This is a genomic window from Saccharothrix longispora, from assembly GCF_031455225.1.
In the GTDB taxonomy this organism is placed as follows: domain Bacteria; phylum Actinomycetota; class Actinomycetes; order Mycobacteriales; family Pseudonocardiaceae; genus Actinosynnema; species Actinosynnema longispora.
Genome location: NZ_JAVDSG010000001.1, coordinates 5,916,489 through 5,939,059 on the forward strand (window position 1 = coordinate 5,916,489; position 22,571 = coordinate 5,939,059).

Sequence of the window (22,571 nt, forward strand, 5' to 3'; positions counted from 1 at the left end):
GGTGTTGCCACTCGTGCGCAAGGTGCTGGGGCTCCTCCCGGAACCGGTCCGGTTCCTGGTCCGCAAGCACCGCGAGCTGATCCGCTTCGCCGTCGTGGGCGGCACCACGTTCGTCATCGACAACGGCGTCTGGTACGCGCTGAAGCTCACGTTCCTCCAGGACAAGGTCGTCACCGCGAAGGCCATCGCCGTGCTGGTGGCGGTCATCTCGTCCTACGTGCTGAGCCGCGAGTGGTCGTTCCACACCCGCGGCGGGCGTGAGCGCCACCACGAGGCCGCACTGTTCTTCCTGGTCAGCGGTGTCGGCATCGGCGTGAACCTGCTGCCGCTGTACGTGTCGCGGCACGTGTTCGACCTGCACTCGGAGGTGGCGGACTTCGTCACCGGGTCGGTGATCGGCATGCTGCTCGCGACCGGGTTCAAGTTCTGGGCGATGCGGAAGTTCGTGTTCCCCCAGGCCGACGCACGTCCCTCGGTCCGGCCGCTGCACGTCGTCGCGGAGCAGCGCGAAGTAGCCTGACCGGGTGTCCGTAGTCGAAAACGTGGTCCTGCGCCTGCCCGAACCGCTGCGCTCGCTCGCGCTCAAGCACAGAGAGCTGCTCAAGTTCGCCGTCGTGGGCGGCACGTGCTTCGTGATCGACACGGCCATCTTCATCGGCCTGAAGTCGATCGTCCTCACCGAGCACCCCGTGACGGCGAAGATCATCGCCACCCTGGTCGCCACGATCGTGTCGTACGTCCTCAACCGCGAGTGGTCGTTCAAGACCCGCGGCGGCCGTGAGCGGCGGCACGAGGCGGCGTTGTTCTTCCTGGTCAACGGCATCGGCATCGTGCTCAACTCGGCGCCGCTGTGGGTGTCGCGCTACCTGCTGGACCTCCAGGAGCCGAACATCAGCCGGGTCGGCGAGGAGGTGGCCGACTTCGTCAGCGCCCAGATCATCGGCACCCTGATCGGCATGGCGTTCCGCTGGTACGGCTACAAGAAGTGGGTCTTCCCGGACGCCGGCGCCCGCCCGCGCCGCGTGACCCGCGCCTACGACCTCCCCGAAGAGGACGAACAAGCCCTGGGCCACTCCTGACCCCCGCGCGAGTCGTAAGTTCGCGCACCGCGAGTCGTAAGTTCGCGCACCGCGAGATCGCCGGTCCGCATACCGACCGGTCGGCCCGAGTGCGAACGCGCAGGGGCTGGACTTACGACTCGCGGTGCGCGAACTTACGACTCGCGCGGTCCCGGTTTACGACTCGCGGGTGGCGAGGATGGTCAGGGCTGGGCGGTGGAGGTGGCCGTTGGTGGAGAGGACGTTGCCGCCGTCGAAGCGCTCGGCACCCGTCAGGTCGCTGAACCGGCCGCCGGCCTCGCGGACCAGCACCTGGAACGGGGCCACGTCCCAGGGGTTCACGATCGGCTCGGCCGCCACGTCGATGGCGCCCTCCGCGACCAGGCAGTGCTGCCAGAAGTCGCCGAACGCCCGGTTCTCCCAGCACGCGTCGACCAGCGCCAGGTACGCCTCGCGCGAGTGGTACTGCGTCCACGTGCCCAGGTGCGTGGTCGACAGGTAGGCGTCGGCCAGGTCGGACACCCCCGACACGGCGATCCGGCGGGTGCCGGAGGTGTCGGAGGTGAAGGCACCCGAACCGGTCGACGCCCACCAGCGGCGGCCCAGCGCCGGGGCCGACACCACGCCCACGACGGGCGTGCCGTCGACCACCAGCGCGATCAGGGTCGCCCACACGGGCACACCGCGCAGGAAGTTCTTCGTGCCGTCGATCGGGTCCACGACCCACGCGCGCCCGGCGCCCACCGCACCGCCGCGCTCCTCGCCCGCCACCTGGTCACCCGGCGCGTCGACGGCCAGCACGGCGCGGATCGCGTCCTCCACGGCCACGTCCGCGTCGGTCACCGGCGTCCGGTCCGGCTTGCGCTCCACGACGAGGTCGCGGGCGCGGAACCGGGCCGTGGTGATCGCGTCGGCCTCGTCGGCCAACCGCAGGGCCAGGGACAGGTCTGCACGAAGGTCTGACACGCACGGGATCGTGCCACGCCTACGCTGGGTGCCGTGAGCGTGGTCTTGTTGGCCGAGGACGACCCGGCCATCGCCGAACCCCTGTCCCGGGCCCTCCAGCGGGAGGGTTACCAGGTGCAGGTCGTCGGCGACGGCCTGGGCGCGCTGGACGCCGCCACGCACAGCGGCATCGACCTGCTGGTGCTCGACCTGGGCCTGCCCGGCATGGACGGCCTGGAGGTGTGCCGCCGGCTGCGCGCGGGCGGGCGCGGCATCCCCGTGCTGATGCTCACGGCGCGGTCCGACGAGGTGGACTTCGTGGTGGGCCTCGACGCGGGCGCGGACGACTACGTGGCCAAGCCGTTCCGGCTGGCGGAGCTGATGGCCCGCATCCGGGCCCTGCTGCGCCGGCGCGCCCCCGGCACGCTGGAGGTCAACGGCGTGCGCGTGGACCTCGCGGCCCGCCGCGTCACCGTGGACGGCCAGGAGGTGCAGCTCGCGAACAAGGAGTTCGAGCTGCTGCGCGTGCTGATCCAGCGCGCCGGCCAGGTCGTGCACCGGGACGAGATCCTCTCCGAGGTGTGGAACGACCCGGAGCTCAAGAGCAGCAAGACCCTCGACATGCACATGTCGTGGCTGCGGCGGAAGCTCGGTGACACCCGCACCGTGGAGCGCCGCATCGCGACCGTGCGCGGGGTCGGCTTCCGCTTCAACACCGCCGACTGATGCGCAGCCGCATCCTGCGGGCCATCCTGCTGGCCGTCGCCGTCACCGGGATCGCCCTGGGCATCCCGCTCGGCTACACCGCCCTGCGGCTGGTCGACGACGGGGCGCGCGGCGACCTCGCGTCCCGCGCGCGGCAGATCGCGGCGCTCATCGACGACCAGATCGCCAACGGCCGCCCCATCGACCTGGAACCCGTGCAGGTCGGCGTGCCCGAGGGCGGCCACCTCGTGGTGAGGTCGGCGAGCGGCGTGCGGGAGTTCGGCACGACGCCGGGTCCGGACGCGCTGTCCGTGGAGCTGCCGATCGCGCAGCAGGGCACCGTGCGGCTGGAGGTGTCGTCGGCCCCCATGCACACCGCGCAGTACCAGGTCGCGGCCCTGGTGGTGCTGCTGGTCGTGCTGTCCGTGGGCACCGGCACGGTCGTCGCCACGGTCACCGCCCGCAAGCTCGCCCGCCCCCTGCGGCACGTCGCGGCCCGCGCGGCGCGGCTCGGCGCGGGCGACTTCCGGCGTGACGACCGGCGGCACGACGTGCCCGAGCTGGACCTGGTGGCCGACGCGCTGGACAAGTCGGCGGGCGCGCTGGCCCAGCTGGTGCAGCGGGAGCGCGAGCTGGTCGGCGACGTGTCGCACCAGCTGCGCAGCAGGCTCACCGCGTTGCAGCTGCGGTTGGAGGCGCTGTCGCTGCACCCCGAACCGGACGCGGCGACGGAGGCGAGGGCCGCGCTGGAGCAGGCCGAGCGGCTCGGCGAGGTGCTGAACGAGATGCTCGCCGCCGCACGGGCCGCGCGCGCGGTCGGCGCGGAGCCGCTCGACCTGGGCGCGGAGCTGTCGGCGATCGCCGAGGAGTGGCGCGAACCGCTGCGCGGCGTCGGCCGGGCCCTGCGGGTGCGGGTGCCGGAGGGGCTGCTGGCCCGGGCCACGCCCGCCCGGCTGCGCGAGGCGATCGGCGTGCTGCTGGACAACGCCCTGCGGCACGGCGAGGGCCCGGTCACGGTGTCCGCGCGCCGCGACGACGCGACCGTGGTCGTGGAGGTCGCCGACGGCGGCGCGGGCGTGCCCGACGAGCTGGCCCACCACATCTTCGAGCGCGGCGTGTCCGGCGGCGGCTCCACGGGCGTGGGCCTGGCGCTCGCGCGCGCCCTGGTCGACGCCGACGGCGGCCGGCTGGAGCTGTCCACCGCCCGGCCCGCGACGTTCGCCGTGTTCCTGCCCGTGCCGAAGGCGGAGGACGTGGTCGGGGTGTCCTGGCGGACCGACCTCACGCCCCGTTAGGGGCCTTGTCGGCGGGCGGCAGCACACCCACGGCGCCGCGCACGACCTGCGCCCACACCAGGCGGCCGAACAGGTAGTGGCAGGCGACGTCTTCGCTGGTGAACGCCGCCCAGTCGTACCGGTTGCCCTGCTCGCGCCAGAACACCTCGAAGCCCTCGCCGGTCTGGAGCAGGCACCACGTGTTGTCGGCCTCGGACCCGATCGACACCACCTCCGCGGGCACGCCGACCGCGAGAAGCCAGCCCAGGACCGACTCGACGTTCACCTGATCTCCTCCAGGTAGCCCAGGGCGAGCAGGTCCGCCACCGGGTAGGTCGTCCGGTAGCGGACGCCGCCACCAGGCTGTCCGAACCACTCGGCGGACAGCGTGAACCACACCGGCAGCACGCGGGTCACCCGGTAGCGGTGGTAGCCGGCCGAGGCGAGCGCGGGCGGCAGCGACCGCTCCGGGAACGGCGTGCCCCGCTCGGACAGCACCCGGCCCTCGGGACCGCCGAAGCGGTCCAGCTCCACGCCGGCGGCGAGCACGCCCGGTTGGCCGGCCTCGTACCCGCCCTCGGGGAACAGCTCGCCGGGCGGCCACGCGTACTCGGGCGGGTCCGCCCGGACCAGGAACCGGCGGTCCCACTCGCGTTCGTGCGCCCCGGCCTGGGGGTCGTAGCCCGCCAGCAGGTCCGGGTCCGGCTCGCCGCCGGGCGCGAGGACCAGGCGCGGGCGCAGGCAGGCGGGGACCGGGTCGGTGGACGGTGCGTCGTGCGCGTCGCCGGACAGGCGCGATCGGAGCCGGTCGCCGTGCAGCAGGTCCACACCGGGCTGCGCGGACGCGTCGACCACGTGCCCGTCCGGGTGGTTCTGCGGCTCGAAGCGCAGGCCCGCGGCGAACGCCGCCTCACCGGACGGCGGGGGCAGCTGCCGGGCGGGTGCGGTGCGCGGGCGGGGGAGCATCCCGCCGGGGAAGACGTGCGCGAGGAACAGCGCGGCCGCCTCGGTGGTCGGCTGCGCGGTGGACGCGGCCGGCACCGGCGGCACGTCGTCCTCCTCGGCCTCGGGTTCGGCGGCCTGGCGGGGTGCGGGGAGCAGTGGCGACCGGTCGAGCACCGGGCCGCGCACCGGGATCGGCACGACGGCGAACGCGAGCGCCCCGTCGGCCACCGCGCCGGCGGCGGCGTCACCCGCGTTCGCCACGGCGGCGCGCAGGTCGTCCAGGTCGACGTCCCGATCGGGTTCGCGGTCGTCGCGGTCGTCGCGGACCGCCGTGGTCTCGCCCTGGGCGAGGCCGGTGGACCCCGCGGCCCCGGCTCCGGCGGACCCGGCGGCTTTGGCGGCCGCGTCGGTCTTGGCGGTCACGTCGGTCCTGGCAGGCTGGCCCTGGTTCTGGCCCTGGTTCTGGCCCTGCGACTGGCCCTGGGCCTGCGCCGGCCCCTGGGCGGAGGCGTGACCCCCCGGCGTCTGACCGGGCTGACCGGACTGGCCTGGCTGGCCGGCGCGGACGTCGGACTTGGGCGCGGCCTGGGCGGGCTGTCCCTGGGTCTGCTGACCGGGGGTGGCCGTGCCGGGGTTCGCCGCCGGGGACTGGCCGACCGCCGCTGCCGCCGCCGCACCGGCCGCCGGGGCCGCGGTGGGCGTGCCGCCGGCGGGACCGCCGAACGCAGGTCCCTGCGGCGCGGCCTGGTTCGCGGCCGGGGCCGGGGGCTGCTGCGCGGGGGCGTGCGGGGTGTCCGCGTGCACCGCGGGCCGGTCCAGCACGGCGGCCGAGGACTGGCTGACCGTGCCTTCGGCGCGGGTGACGACGTCCGCGACCGCGCCGGTGGCGCCGCCGACGACCTGGTTCACCGCGTCGCCGATCCGACCCACCGGACCGGGGCCGCCGCCCTGGCCGGGGCCGTCGTGACCGCCCTGGCCGTGACCGCCCTGCCCCTGGCCGCCCTGGCCGTGACCACCCTGCCCGTGGCCGCCGGAACCGCCGTGACCACCGGAACCACCGTGGCCGGGGCCGTTGTCGGGCCCGAGGGCGGGGGCCACCGCGCCCACGGTGCGGTCGACGCCGTCGCCGGCACCGCGCACGACGTCACCGGTCCGGTCGAGCACCGGGTCGACCACGGCCGCGACCGGCGGTGCGACCGCGCCGACGGTTTCCACGACGGGCTTCGCGACGGCGTCGACCGTGTCGACCACCCCGTCCACGATCCCGCCGACGAGACCGGGCGAGTTCCCGCCGGGGAGCAGGCCGCCCAGCGGGCCACCCCGGCCGCCGCCCTGGTCGCCGCCGGTCCCGGGACCGGCGGCCGGCGGCGCGCCCGCACCGGGTACCTGACCTTGACCTTGGCCGTCCGCCGGGGAACCGCCGGGGAGCAGGTCGCCCAGCAGACCGCCGCCCAGCAGACCGCCCTGCGAGGGGCCGCCGTGGGAACCGGGCGCACCGGGCCCGTGCGAACCGGGAGCGCCGTCGGCCGGGCCGTGCACACCGGGGTTGGTGTCGACCGGCGGCTGGTGGCCGACGATCGTCACGCCGCTGTCCAGCCGCACCGCACTGGCCAGCGCGTCGGTCAGGTGGGCGACGTTGAGCGCCGCACCGCGCACGGCGGTGTCCAGCCCGAGCAGCGCCGAGGGGTTGCCCGCGTTGGCGGCCTGCTGCGCCGCGTCGCTGTTCTTGGCGAGGTTCACCAGCTCGCGCACCAGCTCGACCTTGGCCGCGCCGATCTGCTCGGCCGCGTGGTCCAACCGGTCGGCCGCGGCGGTGCAGCCGCGCAGCACGGTGTTCAGCGTGCCGTCGGGCGCGGTGAACGCGTTCCAGTGCCCGCGCGCCGCCTCGCCGGCCGCGCCGGACATCGCGGCGAGCGCCGTGCCCGCCGACCCGTCGGCCTCGCCGGCGAGCGTCGTCAGCCGGTCGCCCGCCTCCCGCCACGCGACGGCGGACGAGCGCAGCGCGTCCTCGTCGGCCTGCGGCCAGACCACGCCGGCCTTCGCCGCCACCTCGGCCAGTTCGGCCGGCAGCTCGATCCCCATCACGGCCCCCTGAGTCAGATCGCGCCGAGCGCGGTGCTGTTGCCGTCCTCGACCTCGCGGTAGGTGCGGGCCGTCCCGGCGAAGCGCTCCGCGACGCCGTCGAAGCCACCGCCCAGGCCGTTCAGCCCGGCGAGCACGTCACCGGCGGGCCGCACGTGGCTCGCCGCGAAGCTCTGCCCGATCGCGTCGTCGCCCCAGCAGGCGCCCAGCGAGTCGAGCGTCGCGCCGAGGTCGGCCGCGATCTTCCCGGCGCGCTCGGCGAACGCGCCGAAGTCCTGCGCCCCTTCGGTGAGGCGGGCGAGGTCGGTCCGGAACCCGTTCATCTCGTTCTCCTCGGGGTGGCGCTCGGGGCGGTAGCGCGCGGACCGCCCACGACCGGGGTCGCGGCGTCCACGTCGAGCCAGTCGCGCTGCTCGAAGTCCTCGTCGTCGACGACGGCGGGCCGGCGGGCGGGTTCGGGCGGCCGGATCTCCTCCGGGCGCAGGTCCGCGGTGCCGCGCACCAGCGCCTCCGGGTCGGTGCCGGCGGGCAGCACGGGGCTCAACGCCCGGTAGGTGCGCTCCGCGGCCTCGACCGCGGCCTCCGCGGCGGTGCGCAGGATGAGCCGGGCCAGCTGCGCGGGGCGCATCCGATAGGCGTGGTCGGCCAGCTCCAGGTCGGTGAGCGTGCCCTGCGCGTCGACCACGGCGGTCACCGAACCGTCCGGGCTGGTCACCGCACCCGACACCGTCGCCAGGTCGCGCTGCACGGACGCCAACTGGTCGCGGCTGCGCCGGTAGTCGGCCAGCAGCTCGTCCACCTGGGCGCGGTGATCGGTCGTCACGGCCACCTCCGGTTCGAACCGTCGCCGGGCATGGTCGTCGGTCGCGCGTTGGACGTTACGACCGCCACCCCGGTTCCGGTGCGCGCGGGGAAAATCCGGCGCTACCCGCGCAGGGCCCTGACCACCCGCGACGGGCTGGGCCGGCCGAGCCGCTCCGCCATCCACGCGCTGGTGTCGGCGAGCTTGTCCAGGTCGACGCCGTGCGCCACGCCCAGGCCGTCGAGCATCCACACCAGGTCCTCGGTGGCGAGGTTGCCGGTGGCGGACTCCGCGTACGGGCAGCCGCCGAGGCCGCCCGCGGACGAGTCGACGGTCGTGACGCCCGCCTGGAGCGCGGCCAGCGTGTTCGCGAGCGCCTGCCCGTAGGTGTCGTGGAAGTGCACGGCCAGCCGCTCGACGCCGCCGAACGCGGCCAGCAGCGCCGTCACCTGGCCGGGGGTGGCCACGCCGATCGTGTCGCCGAGCGAGAGCTGGTCGCAGCCCATGTCCAGCAGCCGCTCGCCGACGCCGACGACCTGGTCGCGGCCGACCGCGCCCTCCCACGGGTCGCCGAAGCACATCGACACGTAGCCGCGCACCGCGAGCCCTTCGGCCTTGGCGCGCGCGACGACCGGGTCGAACATGGCGAACTGCTCGTCGAGCGACCGGTTGAGGTTGCGCCGCGCGAACGTCTCGGTGGCGCTGGCGAAGATCGCGACGTGCCGGACGCCCGCCGCCAGCGCGCGTTCCAGACCGCGCTCGTTGGGCACCAGCACGGGGTAGTCGACGCCGTCCCGCCGGTCGAGGCCGGCCAGCAGCTCCTCGGCGTCGGCCAGCTGCGGCACCCACTTCGGGTGGACGAAGCTCGTCGCCTCCAGCACCGCGGCGCCCGCGTCGGCGAGCCGGTCCAGGAACTCCAGCTTGGTGGCCACCGGCACGACCGCGGACTCGTTCTGGAGGCCGTCGCGGGCACCCACCTCCCAGATCGTCACGCGGTCGGGGAGCCCGCTCCCACCGACCGACTCGGGCAGGCCGACCTCACGCGCGCCCATCGATGACCCTGTCCTCCGGCCGGTAGTCGTCTTCCGGGTTGTCGTTGATCTCCCGCTGGAGCAGCGAGTTCACCGTCTCCACGTCGGGGATGTCGTCGAGTTCGAGCGGCTGGTCCGACGCCGAGTCGATCACCAGCGTGCCGCAGCGCAGCAGGCGGTCGGTCACCCCCTGCTCGAACCGGACGCTGTCGATGCGCCGCAGCGGCAGGTCCAGGCTCACCCGCCGCACCACGCCCATGCGCCACATGACGCGTTCCGTGGTGACGACGAGGTGCGTGGTGCGCCAGCGCAGCACCGGGGCGAGCACGAGCCACCCGACCAGCAGGGCGGCGACGGCGGCCAGCACGAGCCACGCGATCGACGCCCAGGTCAGGTCGGCGGCCAGCACCGCGAGCCAGGTCCCGCCGGCGAGCACCGCGACCAGCACGGCCACCGGGACCACCAGCGCCTTCCAGTGCGGGTGCTTGTGGATCACGACGTGCTCGCTCGGGCTGAGCAGGTCGTCCGGGTAGGCCACGGCGGTCCCCTTCGGTGGGTGTGCTGGGCCTCACCGTACTCGCAGGTGCACCACGTCCCCGGCGGAAACGGAGTGGTCCGCGCCTCGTTCGTCGCGCACCACGAGCGTGCCGTCGGGCTCCAGCCGGCGCGCCGTGCCGAGCAGCAGCCCGTCCCGGGCCAGTTCGACCCGCACGGGGCTGCCGAGCGTGGCGCAGTGCCGCTCGTACTCGGCGCGCAGCTCCGGGTCGTCGCCGCCGGCGCGGCGCCACCGCTCCTCCAGGTCGGCCAGTTCGCCGAGCAGCGCGACCGCGACGGCCGTGCGGTCCAGCGGGCCCGCGTGGGTCTCCAGGCCGGTGGGCCGCAGGCCGCCCGCGCCGGGCTCCACGTCGTCGGGCGGCTCGGCGACGTTCAGCCCGATGCCGACGACCACGGCCGGCCCCGCGGTGCCCTCGGCCAGCACCCCGGCGGCCTTGGCCCCGTCGACCAGCAGGTCGTTCGGCCACTTCAGGGTCGCGGTGACCCCGAACCCGCGTGCGGTGCGGACCAGGGCGAGGCCGGCGAGCAGCGTCAGCCACGGCAGCCGCGCGGGCGGCACGCCGTCCGGCCGGAACAGCGCGCTCAGGTAGAGGCCGCCGGTGGGCGACGCCCAGGACCGCCCGCGCCTGCCCTGGCCGGCGGTCTGCCTCCCGGCGACGAGCGCGGTGCGGTCGGGCGCGCCCCCGGCGGCGGCGTCGCGCAGGTCGGCGTTGGTGGAGCCGGTGCTCTCCACGACGTGGATCGCGGCGTAGCGGCCGAGCAGTTCACGGCGGAGGACGGCGACGTCCACCGGGGCGTCCGGGGTGGGGTGCGAGGTCACCGGCGAAGCGTAGGAGCGACCCGTCCCGCCCGCTGTGTCGGAGCGGTGTGGACGGCGGGCCGGGCCGCCCGCGACAAGCCTGCAACCTCCAGCGTGCTGGAGGTCAACCGGAACGATCGTGACGTGGGCAACTGCGTCCGCCCCGCCTTGGACCGGCCTCGCTAAGCTGCCCGGTCATGAGCAGTGCGACCGCCCCCATCGGCGAGGAGCCGGACGTCCACACCACGGCCGGCAAGCTGGCCGACCTGTACCGGCGCAACGAGGAGGCCGTGCACGCCGGCTCGGCGCGCGCGGTCGAGAAGCAGCACGCCAAGGGCAAGAAGACCGCCCGCGAACGCATCGAACTGCTGCTCGACCCGGGTTCGTTCGTCGAGCTGGACGAGCTGGCCAGGCACCGCTCCACCAACTTCGGCCAGGACGGGAACCGCCCGTACGGCGACGGCGTGGTGACCGGTTACGGCACCGTCGACGGCCGCCCGGTGTGCGTGTTCAGCCAGGACGTCACGGTCTTCGGCGGCTCGCTCGGCGAGGTGTACGGCGAGAAGATCGTCAAGGTCATGGACCTGGCGATCAAGACCGGCCGGCCGATCATCGGCATCAACGAGGGCGGCGGCGCGCGCATCCAGGAGGGCGTCGTCTCGCTGGGCCTCTACGGCGAGATCTTCCGCCGCAACGTGGCCGCGTCCGGCGTCGTCCCGCAGATCTCGCTGATCATGGGCGCGAACGCGGGCGGGCACGTGTACTCCCCCGCGCTGACCGACTTCGTGGTGATGGTCGACAAGACCTCGCACATGTTCATCACCGGCCCGGACGTGATCAAGACCGTCACCGGCGAGGACGTGGGCTTCGAGGACCTGGGCGGCGGTCGCACGCACAACACGAAGTCGGGCAACGCGCACTACCTCGGCGGGGACGAGGAGGACGCCATCTCCTACGTCAAGGAGCTGCTGTCCTACCTGCCGGCCAACAACATGTCCGAGCCGCCGGTGTTCGACACGCCGGACGACCTCGTGCACGGCTCGATCCAGGACTCGGTCACCGAGTCCGACCGCGAGCTGGACGTGCTCATCCCGGACTCGGCGAACCAGCCCTACGACATGCACGAGGTCATCACCCGCGTGCTGGACGAGGGCGAGTTCCTGGAGGTCCAGCCGCTGTTCGCGCCGAACATCCTGATCGGCTTCGGCCGGGTGGACGGCCACTCGGTCGGCGTCGTCGCCAACCAGCCCACCCAGTTCGCGGGCTGCCTCGACATCGACGCCTCGGAGAAGGCCGCGCGGTTCGTGCGCACGTGCGACGCGTTCAACATCCCGGTGCTGACGTTCGTGGACGTGCCCGGCTTCCTGCCCGGCACCGACCAGGAGTGGAACGGCATCATCCGGCGCGGCGCGAAGCTGATCTACGCCTACGCCGAGGCCACCGTGCCGCTGGTCACCGTGATCACCCGCAAGGCGTACGGCGGCGCGTACGACGTGATGGGCTCGAAGCACCTGGGTGCCGACGTCAACCTGGCGTGGCCGACGGCGCAGATCGCGGTCATGGGCGCGCAGGGCGCGGCGAACATCGTGCACCGCAAGACGCTGGCGGCGGCGGTCGGCAGGGGCGAGGACGTGGACGCGCTCCGCGCCCGCTTGCAGCAGGAGTACGAGGACGCCCTGTGCAACCCGTACGTGGCGGCGGAGCGCGGGTACGTGGACGCGGTGATCCCGCCGTCGTACACGCGGGCGCACGTGGCGCGGGCGCTGGCGGTGCTGCGCGACAAGCGCGAGGTGCTGCCGCCCAAGAAGCACGGGAACATCCCGCTGTGAGCGGCGGGCCGCACCTCCGGGTGGTGCGCGGGAACCCGGACGACGTGGAACTGGCCGTCGTGACCGCCGTCGTGGCGGGCCTGGCGGCGTCGGGCGGGTCGGCGCCCGAGCGATCGCGCCCCTCGACCTGGGCGGACCCCTCCCGGCTGGTCCGCCGACCGCTGCCGCACGGCCCGGGCGCGTGGCGCGCGTCCGGCCTGCCGGGCTGACCCCGCGGGTCCCGGTCGTCGGGTCGGCTAGCAGTCGACCCGACGGCTGTTGACCCGCACGCCGGTGTCCCCCAGCACGGACACCTCGCGGCAGCGCACGCCGTCGGGGACGTGCAGGCGCACCCGCATCCACATGGCGTCCGCCCCGATCCGCGCGGCCAGCACCTCGACCTCCTCGTCGGCGACCGCGTCGGGCACCGCGTCGAGCCGCCCGATCGCCCGCGCGGTGGCCGAGACCTGGTCCATCACCCGCCACTCGACCCGGTCGCTGCCGTTCGCGAAGGGCCAGAACGGCACCCCGTACCCGACCGGGTCACTGGACACGACCGGAACCGCCAACCCCGCCACGAGGAGCGCGGACACCAGCGGGAACAACCACCGCCGCCTCCTCCGCCCCGGTTCGGTCCGGCGCACCACCAGAGCCCAACGCTGCACCTCACCGAGGGTGGCCGACGCCGTCGCGGCGCGCATCGGTAGTTCTACGCAGCGCCGGTTCGACGCGGCGCCGTGGCACCGCTCGGGCGCGGTCCGGCGCGCCCTAGGCTGCACGCCGTGCGCTTCGTCCTCGCCTCGCAGTCCCCCGCCCGCCTCGCCGTCCTCCGCGCCGCCGGGGTCGAGCCCGTCGTCCGGGTCTCCGGCGTCGACGAGGACGCGATCGCCGCGTCGTTGGTCGACCCCACCCCCGACGACCTCGTCACGACCCTCGCGCTGGCCAAGGCCGAGGCCATCGCGAGCGGGTCGAGCGGGGACGAGGTCGTGGTGGGCTGCGACTCGATGCTGCTCACCTCCGACGGCGAGGTGCACGGCAAGCCCGGCACGGTGGACGTGGCGCGCGAGCGCTGGAAGCGGATGGCGGGCACCTCGGGCACGCTGCTCACCGGCCACGCCGTGCTCCGGCTGCGCGACGGCGCCGAGGTCGGCCGGGCCGTCGGCCACGAGGCGACGCTCGTCCGGTTCGGCAGGCCGACCGAGGACGAACTGGAGGCGTACCTGGCCACCGGCGAGCCGCTGAACGTTGCGGGCGCGTTCACCCTCGACGGCCTGGGCGGCTGGTTCGTGGACGGCATCGACGGCGACCCGTCCAGCGTGATCGGCATCAGCCTCCCGCTCACCAGGCGGCTGCTGCGCCGAGTCGGCGTCGCGGTGTCCGACATCTGGTAGCCGTTGTCACATTTCCCCCCGGTCGGGAAGCTCCGGACCAGGACCGGCGTTGGGGGAAGCGATGAACGAACTGCTGACGCGCCGTCGTCACATCGACTACGGGCGCAGGACGACGGCGAGCTGTCGGGGCTGACGCCCCGCGTCCAGCCGACCCCCGCGCACCCATCCGGAGCAGTCGTGTCGTTCGTCCGCACCTACACCAAGCCGAAGGTCTTCGGCGTCACCGTGCTCGCCGCGCTCGTGCTGGGCGCGCTCGCGGGCTTCCTCGCCAAGAGCGCCGGGCTGACGTGGCTCACCACCACGCTCGGCCGGATCGGCGACGTCTTCACCAGCCTGCTGCAGTTCACCGTCATCCCCCTGGTCTTCACCGCGATCGTCGTCGGCATCACGAGCCTGCGCCGACTCGGCTCGAACCGCGCGGCCCGGCTCGGCGGCAGGACGCTGCTGTGGTTCGCGATCACCTCGCTGATCTCGGTGCTCATCGGCCTGGCCATCGCGCTGGTGTTCAAGCCGGGCGCGGGCGTGCAGGTCGAACCGTCGCAGGCCGCCGTCGAACGGCTGGCCGCGCGCGACCCCGGCTCGTGGGGCACGCTGCTGGAGACGCTGATCCCGTCCAACCTGTTCGCCGCCTTCACCGAGGGCGAGGTGCTCCAGGTCGTGTTCGTGTCGGTCCTCGTCGGCTTCGCCGCGTACGCGCTGGGCGACAGGGCCGCGCCGTTCGTGAACCTGACCCGGTCGGTGTTCGACCTGATCCAGAAGATCGTCGGCTGGATCATCCTGCTCGCCCCGATCGGCGTGTTCGGCCTGATCGGCACCGCGTTCGCGACGTACGGCAACTCGTTCGTCCGCCCGCTGTCCTCGCTGATCGCGGCCGTGTACGGCGGATCGCTGCTGGTGCTGTTCGTGGTCTACCCGGTGCTGCTGCGGTTCGTCGGGCACGTGTCGCCGAAGACGTTCTTCGGCAAGGCGTGGACCGCGATCCAGTTCGCGTTCGTGTCCCGCTCGTCGGGCGCGACCCTGCCGCTGAGCCGCCAGACCGCCGCCAACCTCGGCGTGGACCCCGATTACGCCTCGTTCGCCGTGCCGCTGGCCACCACCACCAAGATGGACGGCTGCGCCGCCGTGTACCCGGCCATCGCCACGGTGTTCATCGCGAACCTGTTCGGCGTGCAGCTCGGCGTCTGGCAGTACGTGGCGATCGTCGCGGTGGCCGTGTTCGGCGCCCTGGCCACCGCCGGCACCACCGGCTGGTTCACCATGCTGACCCTCACCCTGGGCGCGGTGAACATGCCGCCGGAGGTCATCGCGACCGGTGTCGCCGTGGTCTACGCGATCGACCCGATCCTCGACATGGTGCGCACCGCGACCAACGTGACGGGCCAGATCGCCGTCCCGGTGCTGGTCGCGCGCGGCGAGGGCCTGATCGACGACGAGGTGCTGAACTCGCCGAGCGAGCCGCCGCTGCTCAACGGCCCGCGCGAGACCGGCGTGTCGGGGACCGCGTCGTCGGGGACCGCTCCCGGGACCGGTGCGCGCGAGGTCGTCCGGGTCTGAGCCGGACCGCACCACCACCCGGAGGGGGTCGCCCGCAGGCGGCCCCCTCCGCCGTTCGGGACCCGCCGTTCGGGGCCCCCCTCAGGGACCCGCCTCAGGGACCGCAGCGCACCAGGGTCGACGCGTCCGGCACGACCTCCGGCCAGCCCGGCAGCTCCTCGGGCGATCCCACGACCGCCGTGCAGCCCACCTCGCCCCCGCCCACCACCGAGAAGACCTGCGCGAACCGCCGGCCGCAGTCGTCGACCCCCGGGCAGGCGCGCTGGACCGCGACGACGTCGGCCACCGCGTCCCGGTCCACGTCGGCCAGCGCCAGGTGCGCCCCCGATGACAGGTACGGCACCTGCGCCCGCGTCCAGGCCCCCGACCTGCGCACGAACACCTCGCCGCGCACCTCCCCGCCCGCCGCGCCCCGGACCAGGCACACGGTGACCTCCGCGTCCGCGCACTGGAGCGACCCCTCGGTGATGTCGGCGCCCGAGGCGGCGACGGTCAGCTCGAAGATGTTCGGCCCCGAAGCCCCGTTGGTGCGGATGCGCCCCTCCCCCGAACCCACGAGCAGCTCGACCGAGTCGGCCCCCACCTCCCGCTTCACCAGCGACCGGCACGCCGTGGTGCCGCAGCGCAGCTGGTCCTGGGCGGGTGCGGCGCCCGCGTCCGGCTGGTCCGGTGGCCGCAGCGACCAGGCGACGGCCACGCCGGCGACGGTGATGAGGACGGCGGCACAGGCGACCACCAGCGCGGCTTTAGGCGGGGAGGACACGATTTCGGATTGTCGCACCCAAGCGTGACCCGTCTCTCGACCGCGACGTGCGGGCGGGTCACTAAACTCCCCGACCACCACCACTCCACACCAGCGTTGCAGGAGGTAGGACGTCGTGTCGCTGCGCAAGGTCCTCGTCGCCAACCGCGGTGAGATCGCCGTCCGGGTCATCCGCGCCTGCCGTGACGCAGGGCTCACCAGCGTCGCCGTGTACGCCGACCCGGACCGCGACGCCCCGTTCGTCCGCCTCGCCGACGAGGCATTCGCGCTGGGCGGGAGCACGCCCGGCGAGAGCTACCTGTCCGTCGACAAGCTCCTGGACGTCGCCAAGCGCGCCGGCGCGGACTCGGTGCACCCCGGTTACGGCTTCCTGTCCGAGAACGCCGACTTCGCGCAGGCCGTGCTGGACGCGGGCCTGACCTGGATCGGGCCGACCCCGCAGGCCATCCGCGACCTGGGCGACAAGGTGACCGCGCGGCACATCGCGATGCGCGCGGGCGCGCCGCTGGTGCCCGGCACCAAGGACCCGGTGGGCGGCCCGGACGAGGTCGTGGCGTTCGCCGAGGAGCACGGGCTGCCGGTCGCGATCAAGGCGGCGTTCGGCGGCGGCGGTCGCGGCCTGAAGGTCGCCCGCACGATGGAGGAGATCCCCGAGCTGTTCGACAGCGCGGTGCGCGAGGCGGTCACCGCGTTCGGCCGCGGTGAGTGCTTCGTCGAGCGCTACCTGGACAAGCCGCGGCACGTCGAGGCGCAGGTGCTGGCCGACCAGCACGGCAACGTGGTCGTCGTGGGCACCCGTGACTGCTCCCTGCAGCGCCGCCACCAGAAGCTGGTCGAGGAGGCGCCCGCGCCGTTCCTCACCGACGAGCAGCGCGCCGAGATCCACCGGTCCGCGCGGGCCATCTGCAAGGAGGCCGGCTACCACGGCGCGGGCACCGTCGAGTACCTGGTCGCGGTGGACGGCACCATCTCGTTCCTGGAGGTCAACACGCGCCTCCAGGTGGAGCACCCGGTCAGCGAGGAGACCGCGGGCATCGACCTGGTGCGCGAGCAGTTCCGCATCGCCGCCGGCGAGCCGCTGCGGTTCACCGACGACCCGACCCCGCGCGGTCACTCGATCGAGTTCCGCATCAACGGCGAGGACGCGGGCCGCAACTTCCTGCCCGCCCCCGGCACCGTGACGACGTTCACCGCGCCGTCCGGCCCCGGCGTCCGGGTGGACGCGGGCGTGGAGAGCGGCACGGTCATCGGCGGCCAGTTCGACTCGCTGCTGGCGAAGCTGATCGTCACCGGCGAGGACCGCACCCAGGCCCTGGAGCGGGCGCGCCGGGCGCTGGACGAGATGGTCGTCGACGGCATGGCCACCGTGCTGCCGTTCCACCGCGCGATCGTGCGCGATCCGGCGTACGTGGGCACGGACGAGGGCTTCACCGTGCACACCCGGTGGATCGAGACCGAGTTCGACAACACCATCGCGCCGTTCACCGACCCCGCCGAGGCCCAGGAGGAGGAGCCCCGGCAGACCCTCGTGGTCGAGGTCGGCGGCCGGCGCGTGGAGGTGTCGCTCCCCGGTGACCTGGCCCTCGGCGGCAGCGGTGGCGGCGGGGCGAAGGCGACCGCGAAGGCCAAGCCGCGCAAGCGCGGCGGCGGGTCCGGCGCGAACGTGTCGGGCGACGCGGTGGCCGCGCCCATGCAGGGCACCATCGTCAAGGTGGCCGTCGAGGACGGGCAGCAGGTCGAGGCGGGCGACCTGGTCGTCGTGCTGGAGGCCATGAAGATGGAGAACCCGGTGACCGCGCACAAGGCGGGCACGATCACCGGTCTGGCCGCCGAGCCCGGTGCGGCGGTCACCCAGGGCACCGTGCTCTGCGAGATCAAGGAATAGGCTCGCCGTGTGAGCGAGCGGGACATCCGGATCGGCGACGCGGAGCGCGAGCACGCGCTCGAACTGCTCGGCGAGCACCTCGGCCAGGGTCGGTTGACCGTGGACGAGTTCGGCGAGCGCTCCGCCCGCGTCGCGACCGCGCGGACCAGGGGCGACCTGCTCGGGCTGTTCGCCGACCTGCCCGACCCCCGGCCGCGGTTCCAGCAGGTGGCGCCGGCCGAGCCGCCCGCGCGTCGGTCGTCGTTCGCGCTGGAGCCGCGGATGTCCGGCGTGGTGCTGCCGATCGTCATCCTGGGGTGCGTGGCGCTGTTCTTCGTGCTGAAGAACCCGTTCGTGTTCCTGCTGGTCCTGCCGGTGATGCTGCTGCTCGGCCGGTCGGGCAAGCGGTGAGCGCCCCGTCGCTGCTGCTGCTCGACCTCGACGGCGTGCTGCGCCGATTCGGGCCGGACGCGCCGATCGAGGACGAGTTCGGCGTGCCGCGCGGCGCGCTGGCCCGGGTGTCGTTCGCGCTGTCCGTGCCCGCCGTGACCGGCCGCGTCACCGACGAGGAGTGGCGCGAGGCCGTCCGGCGGCAACTGGTCCGCGAGGACGTGCCCGAGGACGCGGCGACGGCGGCCGTGGCGGCGTGGACCCGCACCGGCGAGGTGGTCCCGGAAGCCCTGGACCTGGTGCGGCGGGTGCGGGGGCGCTGCCGGGTCGCGCTGCTGTCCAACGCCACCGACCGCCTGCCGCGCGACCTCGCCGCCCTCGGCCTGGACCGCGAGGTGGACGCCGTCGTGACGTCCGCGCGGCTCGGCGTGGCCAAGCCGTCGCCCGAGGCGTTCCGGCGGGCGCTGCGGGTGCTCCAGCACTCGACGTCCTCGACCCTGTTCTGCGACGACAACGAGGAGAACGCGGCGGCGGCCCGCACCATCGGCCTCGACGCCGTGCACACGCCCGACGCGGCCTCCCTGCGCGAGGCCCTCCGCTCCCGCGGCCTGCTGGACGGCGGGGGCGGCGCCACCGGTACCGCGCGCGGCGGCCCGTTGCTGCTGGTCCTGCACGACCGCGACGACGCCGAGCAGGCCGCAGGGGAACTGGCCGAAGCGGGCTGGGCGCCGTGCGCCGTGCACAAGGACCTGCTGGCCGGCGAGGACGACGTGGAGGACGCCGACTGGGTGGTCGAGCCGACCACCGGCCCCGACGGCCAACCCGCCTCGGCGCACCGCGGCCTGCTCGAAGCGCTGGCCGCCCGTTACGACGGGTTCGTCACCGACTAGTCTCCGCGCCCATGGAGGCGGTCGAGATCAACGCGGGTGAGTTCTACCTGCGTGGACTGCGGCACGACGACCGCGTCGACGACCGCGTCCCGCTCGTCGGCGGCGGGTTGGTCACCGACCTCGACGCCGCCGCAGCGCACGTGGCCGAGCGGACGCGGCAGTGGCACGCGGACGAGAGCTGCTCGTGGGCCGTGTGCGACCAGCTCACCGGTGCCGCCGTGGGCGAGGTCGTGCTGACCGCGCGCGGCGAGCTGACCTGCTGGACCACCCCGACCCGCCGCCGCCGGGGCGTCGCGACCCACGCCGTGGACGCGGTGGCCCGCTTCGGGTTCGGCTTCCTCGACCTCCCCCTGATCACCGCCAGACCCGAGGGCGAAGCCGCCCGGCGACTCGCCGGGCGAACAGGCTTCACAGCCGGGGGTCCACGCGGTGTGTGGACCCGACTACGGTAGGTGCTCATGAGGGCTGCTCGCGTGATCATCGCCACGTTGTGCGCGTTGGCGCTGCCGGCTTGCACGCCCTCACCGGAGAACACCGCCGACGGCCGGTCCGACGAACCGGTCATCGCCAGTGCCACCAGCGTGCCGCCGATGCCGCCCCGCCCCGGTGAGCTGCGGTTGGACGACGTCGACCCGTGCGCGGTGCTGTCCGCCGACCAGCGGGTGGCGCTGAGCCTCGACAACCCGCCCAGCGCCTACGTGGAATCGAGCTTCGGCAACGCGAAGGCGTGCACCATGCGCAGCACGATCAGCGGGAACGTGGTGCGCCTCGCGCTCGTCACAGTCGAGGGCATCGGCGTGTGGCTCGACGAGAACGCGCAGGTCGACGCTCGCCAGACGACCGTGAACGGGTTTCCCGGGCTCACCGTCCGGACACCCGGGATGGACAACGTGTGCAACGTCGAGGTGGACGTCGCGGAAGGGCAGTTCCTGGACGTGATGTTCCGCGACGGCGGTAACGAGAAGAAGGCCAAGCAGGACACCCTGTGCCAGGGGGCGCAACGCGCGGCCGAAGCGGCGGTGGCCGGTTTGCTGCAACGGCGCTGACCCGCGCGGGGGATGTGCGGGTGCGCCCACTCCCTGTTGTCGGACCCTGTGGCTAGAGTGACCATGCGCGACGAAACCGCGAAGACGGGGAGGTTGTCCATGCCGCCGGAAGACCGCGGCCACGGTGCCGACTCGGGCTCACCGCCCTTGGCGCACACCCTGAACGTGGACCCCAGTGCCATCCCCAGTCTCCGCAGCGCGTTCTCGGGCGCCCTGACGAGGCTGGACCAGCAGATCGAACTCGCCATCACCGAGGTCAGGGTGCGTCCCTGGGCCGGCGACCCGGTGAGCAAGGACGCCGCGGAGAGGTTCAACGACCGGTCGCTGGAGTCCGGCGACTCGGCGCTGGCCGCGTTGCAGAACTACCAGCAGCAGCTGAAGTCGGCCATGGACGCCCTCAACCTCGTGGAACGGCAGTACCAGTCCATCGAAGACGACAACACCGGCTTGATGGGACAGCAGGGCGGCCGTTAAGGGCACCCGGCGCAGGCAAGGGGAAATCTTCATGCCCGATGGACACCGCTGGAGCGGGTACAGCCACGAAGAGCTGTACCAGGCGATCAACTCCGGCCCGGGACCGCAGGCGTCGCACTCCTCCATGGAGCGCTGGGCGGGCGTCTCGGCCGCGTTGGCCGAGATCAACTCCGAGCTGCACGCCGGCGTGCTGCGCTCCGGCGCCTCGTGGGAGGGCGCCGCGGCCGACAAGGCGCGGGTGGGGATCAACCCGCTGGCCTCCTGGGCGGACGACGCGCGCGCCGGTTCCGAGGTGATGCGGGTCTCCGCGGAGCTCCAGGCCGACTACATCTCCAAGGCGCGCTCCGACATGCCGCCGCCGGTGCCGGTCACCGCGGAGAAGCCGAACCTGCTCGTCAGCGCGATCACCACCCTGATCGGCGGGCAGACGGACTACGAGCTGCAGGAGAAGGCGTCCAACGCGGCCGAGCAGCGCGCCCGCGAGGTGATGACGACGTACGCGTCCTCCACCACGTCGAACACCAACACGCTGGGGCAGTTCCACCAGCCCCCGCAGCTGGTGATCAGTGCCGGTGACGCGGTGCGCAACGACGCTCCCGGCGTGCCCGGTTCCGGGTGGGGGCACGGTGGCGCGCGCGGCGGCCGCGGCGGCTGGGGCGGCGGCCGTGGTTGGCGCGGCGGCGGCCCGGGTGGTCGCGGCTCCGCGCCGACGGTGCGTCCCCCGTCGCCGACCGGCGGTTCGACGGGCACGTCGTCCGCGGGTTCGGCGCCGTCCACCGGGCAGACCCGCCCGTCGACGCAGCCCCTGGCGTCCGGTCCCGGCACGGGGTCGTTCGGGCCGGGTGGCGTGATCGGCGGCGGCGGCCGGCGTGACGAGGACAAGCGCAGGTCCGACGTGACCACGACCGAGCAGCACGCGGCCGGCGGCGGCGCGGGCGGTGCCGGTACCGGCGCTCCCGCCGCCGGCCAGCACCTGCTGCCGCTCCCGCCCGGTGCCCCGCTGCCCGTCGGCACGACGTCGACCAGCTCGGCGGACTTCGGCGCGTTCGCGGCGGCCAACGCCCAGCACGCGGCCACGACCGGCACCGGCGTCCCGGCGGCGGGCCTGCCGGGCGGCGGCGCGGGTCAGGGCGGCGGCGACAGCGTGCACAAGCGCACCGTCGGCGCGGTGCCGGCGCAGCCCGCGTTCGACCCGTTCGGCGGGCTGGGCGGTCCGCGCACGGCGGAGGACGAGGAGGACGCGACGCACGACGCGGCCGACTACCTGCGCGAGACGGACGACATCTACGGGGTGGGCGGGTTCTCGCCGCCCGTGATCGGGGAGAGCACCACCAGCTGATGACGATGTTCGGTGTGGACCTGGGCACCAGCGACCTGCGCGAACCCGTGACGATCTCGGCGCTGGAGTTCGACGTGCTGTGGGAGCACCTGCGGCTGGAGACCATGCCGCTGGTGCTCAAGGTGCCCTCACCGGGGAAGACGCACGCCGAGCGGGCCGAGCTGGAGCAGCGGGCGTGGACGGACCTGGAGCGGCGCGGGCTGGGCCGTCCGGTGTCGCTCGACCCGATGCTGGAGGACCTGCTGCACCTGCTCAACCGGCCGCAGCGGGAGGTGGACGGGCGGCTGTGGCTGGGCCGGAGCGTCCGCGTGCTGGCGGCGGCCAAGGGGCAGTCCGGTGTGCTGGCCGTGCTGGACGGCGACCAGCTGACCCTGCGCGCCGCGTCCGCCGAGAGCCTGGCCCGCGAGGCCCTGTCGGTCCTGCCGCCGGCCCCCGCGGGTCCCGGCCACTCCGTGACGCTGCCCAGCACCGACCTGGACGCCGCGGCGACCGGCTCGAACACCCCGGACGACCTGGTCCGGGCCCTCCTGGCGCGGGGCATCCGCCAACAGGACGCCCACACCCTGGCCGAGATGTTCCGCGACGCGGACCACCGGGGCCAGTTCGGCGCCGCGTTCCGCGACAAGTACGGCAAGCGCGTCCGCCCGGACCACGTGATCGGCTTCTTCGACAACCCCCGGGGCCGCTACCTCCAGGTGCGCCGGGCCACCCCCGGCCAACAACCCTGGAGCACCATCTCCCCCGTGGACACCCGCCGCCTCCTCCACCACCTGGACTCCCTGACCACCGAGTCGTAAGTCCGCGCACGGCGAGTCGTAATTTCACGCTCCGCGAGTCGTAAGTTCGCGCATGGCGA

The 22,571-nt window shown here is 74.1% G+C and carries 26 protein-coding genes; 16 read left to right on the forward strand and 10 right to left on the reverse strand.

Annotated elements, in window-relative coordinates; translation table 11 throughout:
- The first annotated feature begins 4 nt into the window (after window positions 1-4).
- Together J2S66_RS24810 and J2S66_RS24815 are read left to right on the forward strand one after the other, a co-directional pair.
- Window positions 5-520 (forward strand): GtrA family protein, encoded by a 516-nt coding sequence (locus J2S66_RS24810; RefSeq protein WP_310315058.1) that lies wholly within the window; start codon window positions 5-7, stop codon window positions 518-520.
- A gap of 4 nt (window positions 521-524) precedes the next feature.
- Window positions 525-1,079: a GtrA family protein gene (locus J2S66_RS24815; RefSeq protein WP_310309698.1), complete on the forward strand. Its 555-nt coding sequence runs from the start codon at window positions 525-527 to the stop codon at window positions 1,077-1,079.
- Between the two features lie 156 nt (window positions 1,080-1,235).
- Here J2S66_RS24815 and hisN read toward each other — a convergent pair whose 3' ends face one another.
- On the reverse strand, window positions 1,236-2,024 hold the full coding sequence (gene hisN, locus J2S66_RS24820; RefSeq protein ID WP_310309699.1) for a histidinol-phosphatase: 789 nt from the start codon (window positions 2,022-2,024) through the stop codon (window positions 1,236-1,238).
- 39 nt (window positions 2,025-2,063) lie between these two features.
- On the opposite strand from hisN, the gene J2S66_RS24825 reads away from it, so the two are divergent.
- Both J2S66_RS24825 and J2S66_RS24830 read left to right on the forward strand, forming a co-directional pair.
- The gene (locus tag J2S66_RS24825; protein WP_306748696.1) at window positions 2,064-2,729 is read left to right on the forward strand and encodes a response regulator transcription factor; all 666 of its coding nucleotides are present in this window, start codon (window positions 2,064-2,066) and stop codon (window positions 2,727-2,729) included.
- Window positions 2,729-4,003 (forward strand): ATP-binding protein, encoded by a 1,275-nt coding sequence (locus J2S66_RS24830; RefSeq protein WP_310309700.1) that lies wholly within the window; start codon window positions 2,729-2,731, stop codon window positions 4,001-4,003. Before J2S66_RS24825 ends, J2S66_RS24830 begins: the two co-directional genes overlap by 1 nt.
- Here J2S66_RS24830 and J2S66_RS24835 read toward each other — a convergent pair.
- The 7 genes from J2S66_RS24835 to J2S66_RS24865 form a co-directional block, all read right to left on the reverse strand.
- Window positions 3,990-4,268 (reverse strand): hypothetical protein, encoded by a 279-nt coding sequence (locus J2S66_RS24835; RefSeq protein ID WP_310309701.1) that lies wholly within the window; start codon window positions 4,266-4,268, stop codon window positions 3,990-3,992. The two genes, J2S66_RS24830 and J2S66_RS24835, sit on opposite strands and share 14 nt — an antisense overlap.
- Window positions 4,265-7,009, reverse strand: coding sequence for a glycohydrolase toxin TNT-related protein (locus tag J2S66_RS24840; protein WP_310309703.1), 2,745 nt, complete (start codon window positions 7,007-7,009; stop codon window positions 4,265-4,267). Before J2S66_RS24840 ends, J2S66_RS24835 begins: the two co-directional genes overlap by 4 nt.
- Window positions 7,010-7,023: 14 nt before the next feature.
- Complete coding sequence (locus J2S66_RS24845; protein WP_310309705.1) at window positions 7,024-7,332, reverse strand: hypothetical protein; 309 nt, start codon at window positions 7,330-7,332, stop codon at window positions 7,024-7,026.
- Window positions 7,329-7,832, reverse strand: a complete 504-nt coding sequence (locus J2S66_RS24850) for a YbaB/EbfC family nucleoid-associated protein (protein WP_310309706.1) — start codon at window positions 7,830-7,832, stop codon at window positions 7,329-7,331. Before J2S66_RS24850 ends, J2S66_RS24845 begins: the two co-directional genes overlap by 4 nt.
- Before the next feature lie 101 nt (window positions 7,833-7,933).
- Window positions 7,934-8,863, reverse strand: a complete 930-nt coding sequence (locus J2S66_RS24855) for a hydroxymethylglutaryl-CoA lyase (RefSeq protein ID WP_310309707.1) — start codon at window positions 8,861-8,863, stop codon at window positions 7,934-7,936.
- Entirely contained in the window at window positions 8,850-9,380 is a 531-nt protein-coding gene (locus tag J2S66_RS24860; RefSeq protein WP_310309708.1) for a PH domain-containing protein, read from the reverse strand. The genes J2S66_RS24855 and J2S66_RS24860 overlap by 14 nt, the downstream gene beginning before the upstream one ends.
- 30 nt (window positions 9,381-9,410) lie before the next feature.
- The gene (locus J2S66_RS24865; protein WP_310309710.1) at window positions 9,411-10,217 is read right to left on the reverse strand and encodes a biotin--[acetyl-CoA-carboxylase] ligase; all 807 of its coding nucleotides are present in this window, start codon (window positions 10,215-10,217) and stop codon (window positions 9,411-9,413) included.
- 176 nt (window positions 10,218-10,393) lie between these two features.
- Here J2S66_RS24865 and J2S66_RS24870 point away from each other — a divergent pair, with 176 nt between their 5' ends.
- Window positions 10,394-12,025, forward strand: coding sequence for an acyl-CoA carboxylase subunit beta (locus tag J2S66_RS24870; RefSeq protein ID WP_310309712.1), 1,632 nt, complete (start codon window positions 10,394-10,396; stop codon window positions 12,023-12,025).
- Entirely contained in the window at window positions 12,022-12,234 is a 213-nt protein-coding gene (locus J2S66_RS24875; RefSeq protein ID WP_306748592.1) for an acyl-CoA carboxylase subunit epsilon, read from the forward strand. Before J2S66_RS24870 ends, J2S66_RS24875 begins: the two co-directional genes overlap by 4 nt.
- A gap of 27 nt (window positions 12,235-12,261) precedes the next feature.
- On the opposite strand, the gene J2S66_RS24880 is transcribed toward J2S66_RS24875, so the two are convergent.
- On the reverse strand, window positions 12,262-12,669 hold the full coding sequence (locus J2S66_RS24880; protein WP_310309713.1) for a hypothetical protein: 408 nt from the start codon (window positions 12,667-12,669) through the stop codon (window positions 12,262-12,264).
- A gap of 117 nt (window positions 12,670-12,786) precedes the next feature.
- Here J2S66_RS24880 and J2S66_RS24885 point away from each other — a divergent pair, with 117 nt between their 5' ends.
- Both J2S66_RS24885 and J2S66_RS24890 read left to right on the forward strand, forming a co-directional pair.
- Complete coding sequence (locus J2S66_RS24885) at window positions 12,787-13,395, forward strand: Maf family protein (protein WP_310309714.1); 609 nt, start codon at window positions 12,787-12,789, stop codon at window positions 13,393-13,395.
- A gap of 177 nt (window positions 13,396-13,572) precedes the next feature.
- Window positions 13,573-14,949 (forward strand): dicarboxylate/amino acid:cation symporter, encoded by a 1,377-nt coding sequence (locus J2S66_RS24890; RefSeq protein ID WP_310309715.1) that lies wholly within the window; start codon window positions 13,573-13,575, stop codon window positions 14,947-14,949.
- A gap of 94 nt (window positions 14,950-15,043) precedes the next feature.
- Here the strand turns inward: J2S66_RS24890 and J2S66_RS24895 are convergent, their stop codons facing one another.
- On the reverse strand, window positions 15,044-15,712 hold the full coding sequence (locus tag J2S66_RS24895; RefSeq protein ID WP_310309716.1) for a hypothetical protein: 669 nt from the start codon (window positions 15,710-15,712) through the stop codon (window positions 15,044-15,046).
- Window positions 15,713-15,827: 115 nt separating this feature from the next.
- On the opposite strand from J2S66_RS24895, the gene J2S66_RS24900 reads away from it, so the two are divergent.
- From J2S66_RS24900 to J2S66_RS24935, 8 genes are all read left to right on the forward strand, one after another.
- Window positions 15,828-17,597 (forward strand): acetyl/propionyl/methylcrotonyl-CoA carboxylase subunit alpha, encoded by a 1,770-nt coding sequence (locus tag J2S66_RS24900; protein WP_310309717.1) that lies wholly within the window; start codon window positions 15,828-15,830, stop codon window positions 17,595-17,597.
- A 9-nt stretch (window positions 17,598-17,606) separates the two neighbouring features.
- Window positions 17,607-17,987 (forward strand): DUF1707 SHOCT-like domain-containing protein, encoded by a 381-nt coding sequence (locus J2S66_RS24905; protein ID WP_310309718.1) that lies wholly within the window; start codon window positions 17,607-17,609, stop codon window positions 17,985-17,987.
- Window positions 17,984-18,856, forward strand: a complete 873-nt coding sequence (locus J2S66_RS24910; protein ID WP_310309719.1) for an HAD family hydrolase — start codon at window positions 17,984-17,986, stop codon at window positions 18,854-18,856. Before J2S66_RS24905 ends, J2S66_RS24910 begins: the two co-directional genes overlap by 4 nt.
- 11 nt (window positions 18,857-18,867) lie before the next feature.
- Complete coding sequence (locus J2S66_RS24915) at window positions 18,868-19,308, forward strand: GNAT family N-acetyltransferase (RefSeq protein WP_310309720.1); 441 nt, start codon at window positions 18,868-18,870, stop codon at window positions 19,306-19,308.
- A gap of 6 nt (window positions 19,309-19,314) precedes the next feature.
- Window positions 19,315-19,902 carry a DUF3558 domain-containing protein gene (locus J2S66_RS24920; RefSeq protein ID WP_310309721.1) on the forward strand — a complete coding sequence of 196 codons (588 nt, stop codon included), beginning with the start codon at window positions 19,315-19,317 and terminating at the stop codon, window positions 19,900-19,902.
- Window positions 19,903-20,001: 99 nt separating this feature from the next.
- Entirely contained in the window at window positions 20,002-20,376 is a 375-nt protein-coding gene (locus J2S66_RS24925; RefSeq protein ID WP_310309722.1) for a transcriptional regulator, read from the forward strand.
- A 31-nt stretch (window positions 20,377-20,407) separates the two neighbouring features.
- Window positions 20,408-21,715, forward strand: a complete 1,308-nt coding sequence (locus J2S66_RS24930; protein WP_310309723.1) for a PPE domain-containing protein — start codon at window positions 20,408-20,410, stop codon at window positions 21,713-21,715.
- A complete protein-coding gene (locus tag J2S66_RS24935; protein ID WP_310309724.1) occupies window positions 21,715-22,512 on the forward strand; it encodes an ESX secretion-associated protein EspG in 798 nt (265 codons plus the stop codon). The genes J2S66_RS24930 and J2S66_RS24935 overlap by 1 nt, the downstream gene beginning before the upstream one ends.
- Window positions 22,513-22,571: the final 59 nt, after the last annotated feature.

What these genes read in the sequence shown, in the direction of transcription:
- J2S66_RS24830 (WP_310309700.1), top strand. Translation starts at nt 2,729, where the DNA reads ATGCGCAGCCGCATCCTGCGGGCCATCCTGCTGGCCGTCGCCGTCACC.
- J2S66_RS24840 (WP_310309703.1), bottom strand. Translation starts at nt 7,009, where the DNA reads ATGGGGATCGAGCTGCCGGCCGAACTGGCCGAGGTGGCGGCGAAGGCC.
- J2S66_RS24845 (WP_310309705.1), bottom strand. Translation starts at nt 7,332, where the DNA reads ATGAACGGGTTCCGGACCGACCTCGCCCGCCTCACCGAAGGGGCGCAG.
- J2S66_RS24855 (WP_310309707.1), bottom strand. Translation starts at nt 8,863, where the DNA reads ATGGGCGCGCGTGAGGTCGGCCTGCCCGAGTCGGTCGGTGGGAGCGGG.
- J2S66_RS24870 (WP_310309712.1), top strand. Translation starts at nt 10,394, where the DNA reads ATGAGCAGTGCGACCGCCCCCATCGGCGAGGAGCCGGACGTCCACACC.
- J2S66_RS24915 (WP_310309720.1), top strand. Translation starts at nt 18,868, where the DNA reads ATGGAGGCGGTCGAGATCAACGCGGGTGAGTTCTACCTGCGTGGACTG.
- J2S66_RS24920 (WP_310309721.1), top strand. Translation starts at nt 19,315, where the DNA reads ATGAGGGCTGCTCGCGTGATCATCGCCACGTTGTGCGCGTTGGCGCTG.
- J2S66_RS24925 (WP_310309722.1), top strand. Translation starts at nt 20,002, where the DNA reads ATGCCGCCGGAAGACCGCGGCCACGGTGCCGACTCGGGCTCACCGCCC.
- J2S66_RS24930 (WP_310309723.1), top strand. Translation starts at nt 20,408, where the DNA reads ATGCCCGATGGACACCGCTGGAGCGGGTACAGCCACGAAGAGCTGTAC.
- J2S66_RS24935 (WP_310309724.1), top strand. Translation starts at nt 21,715, where the DNA reads ATGACGATGTTCGGTGTGGACCTGGGCACCAGCGACCTGCGCGAACCC.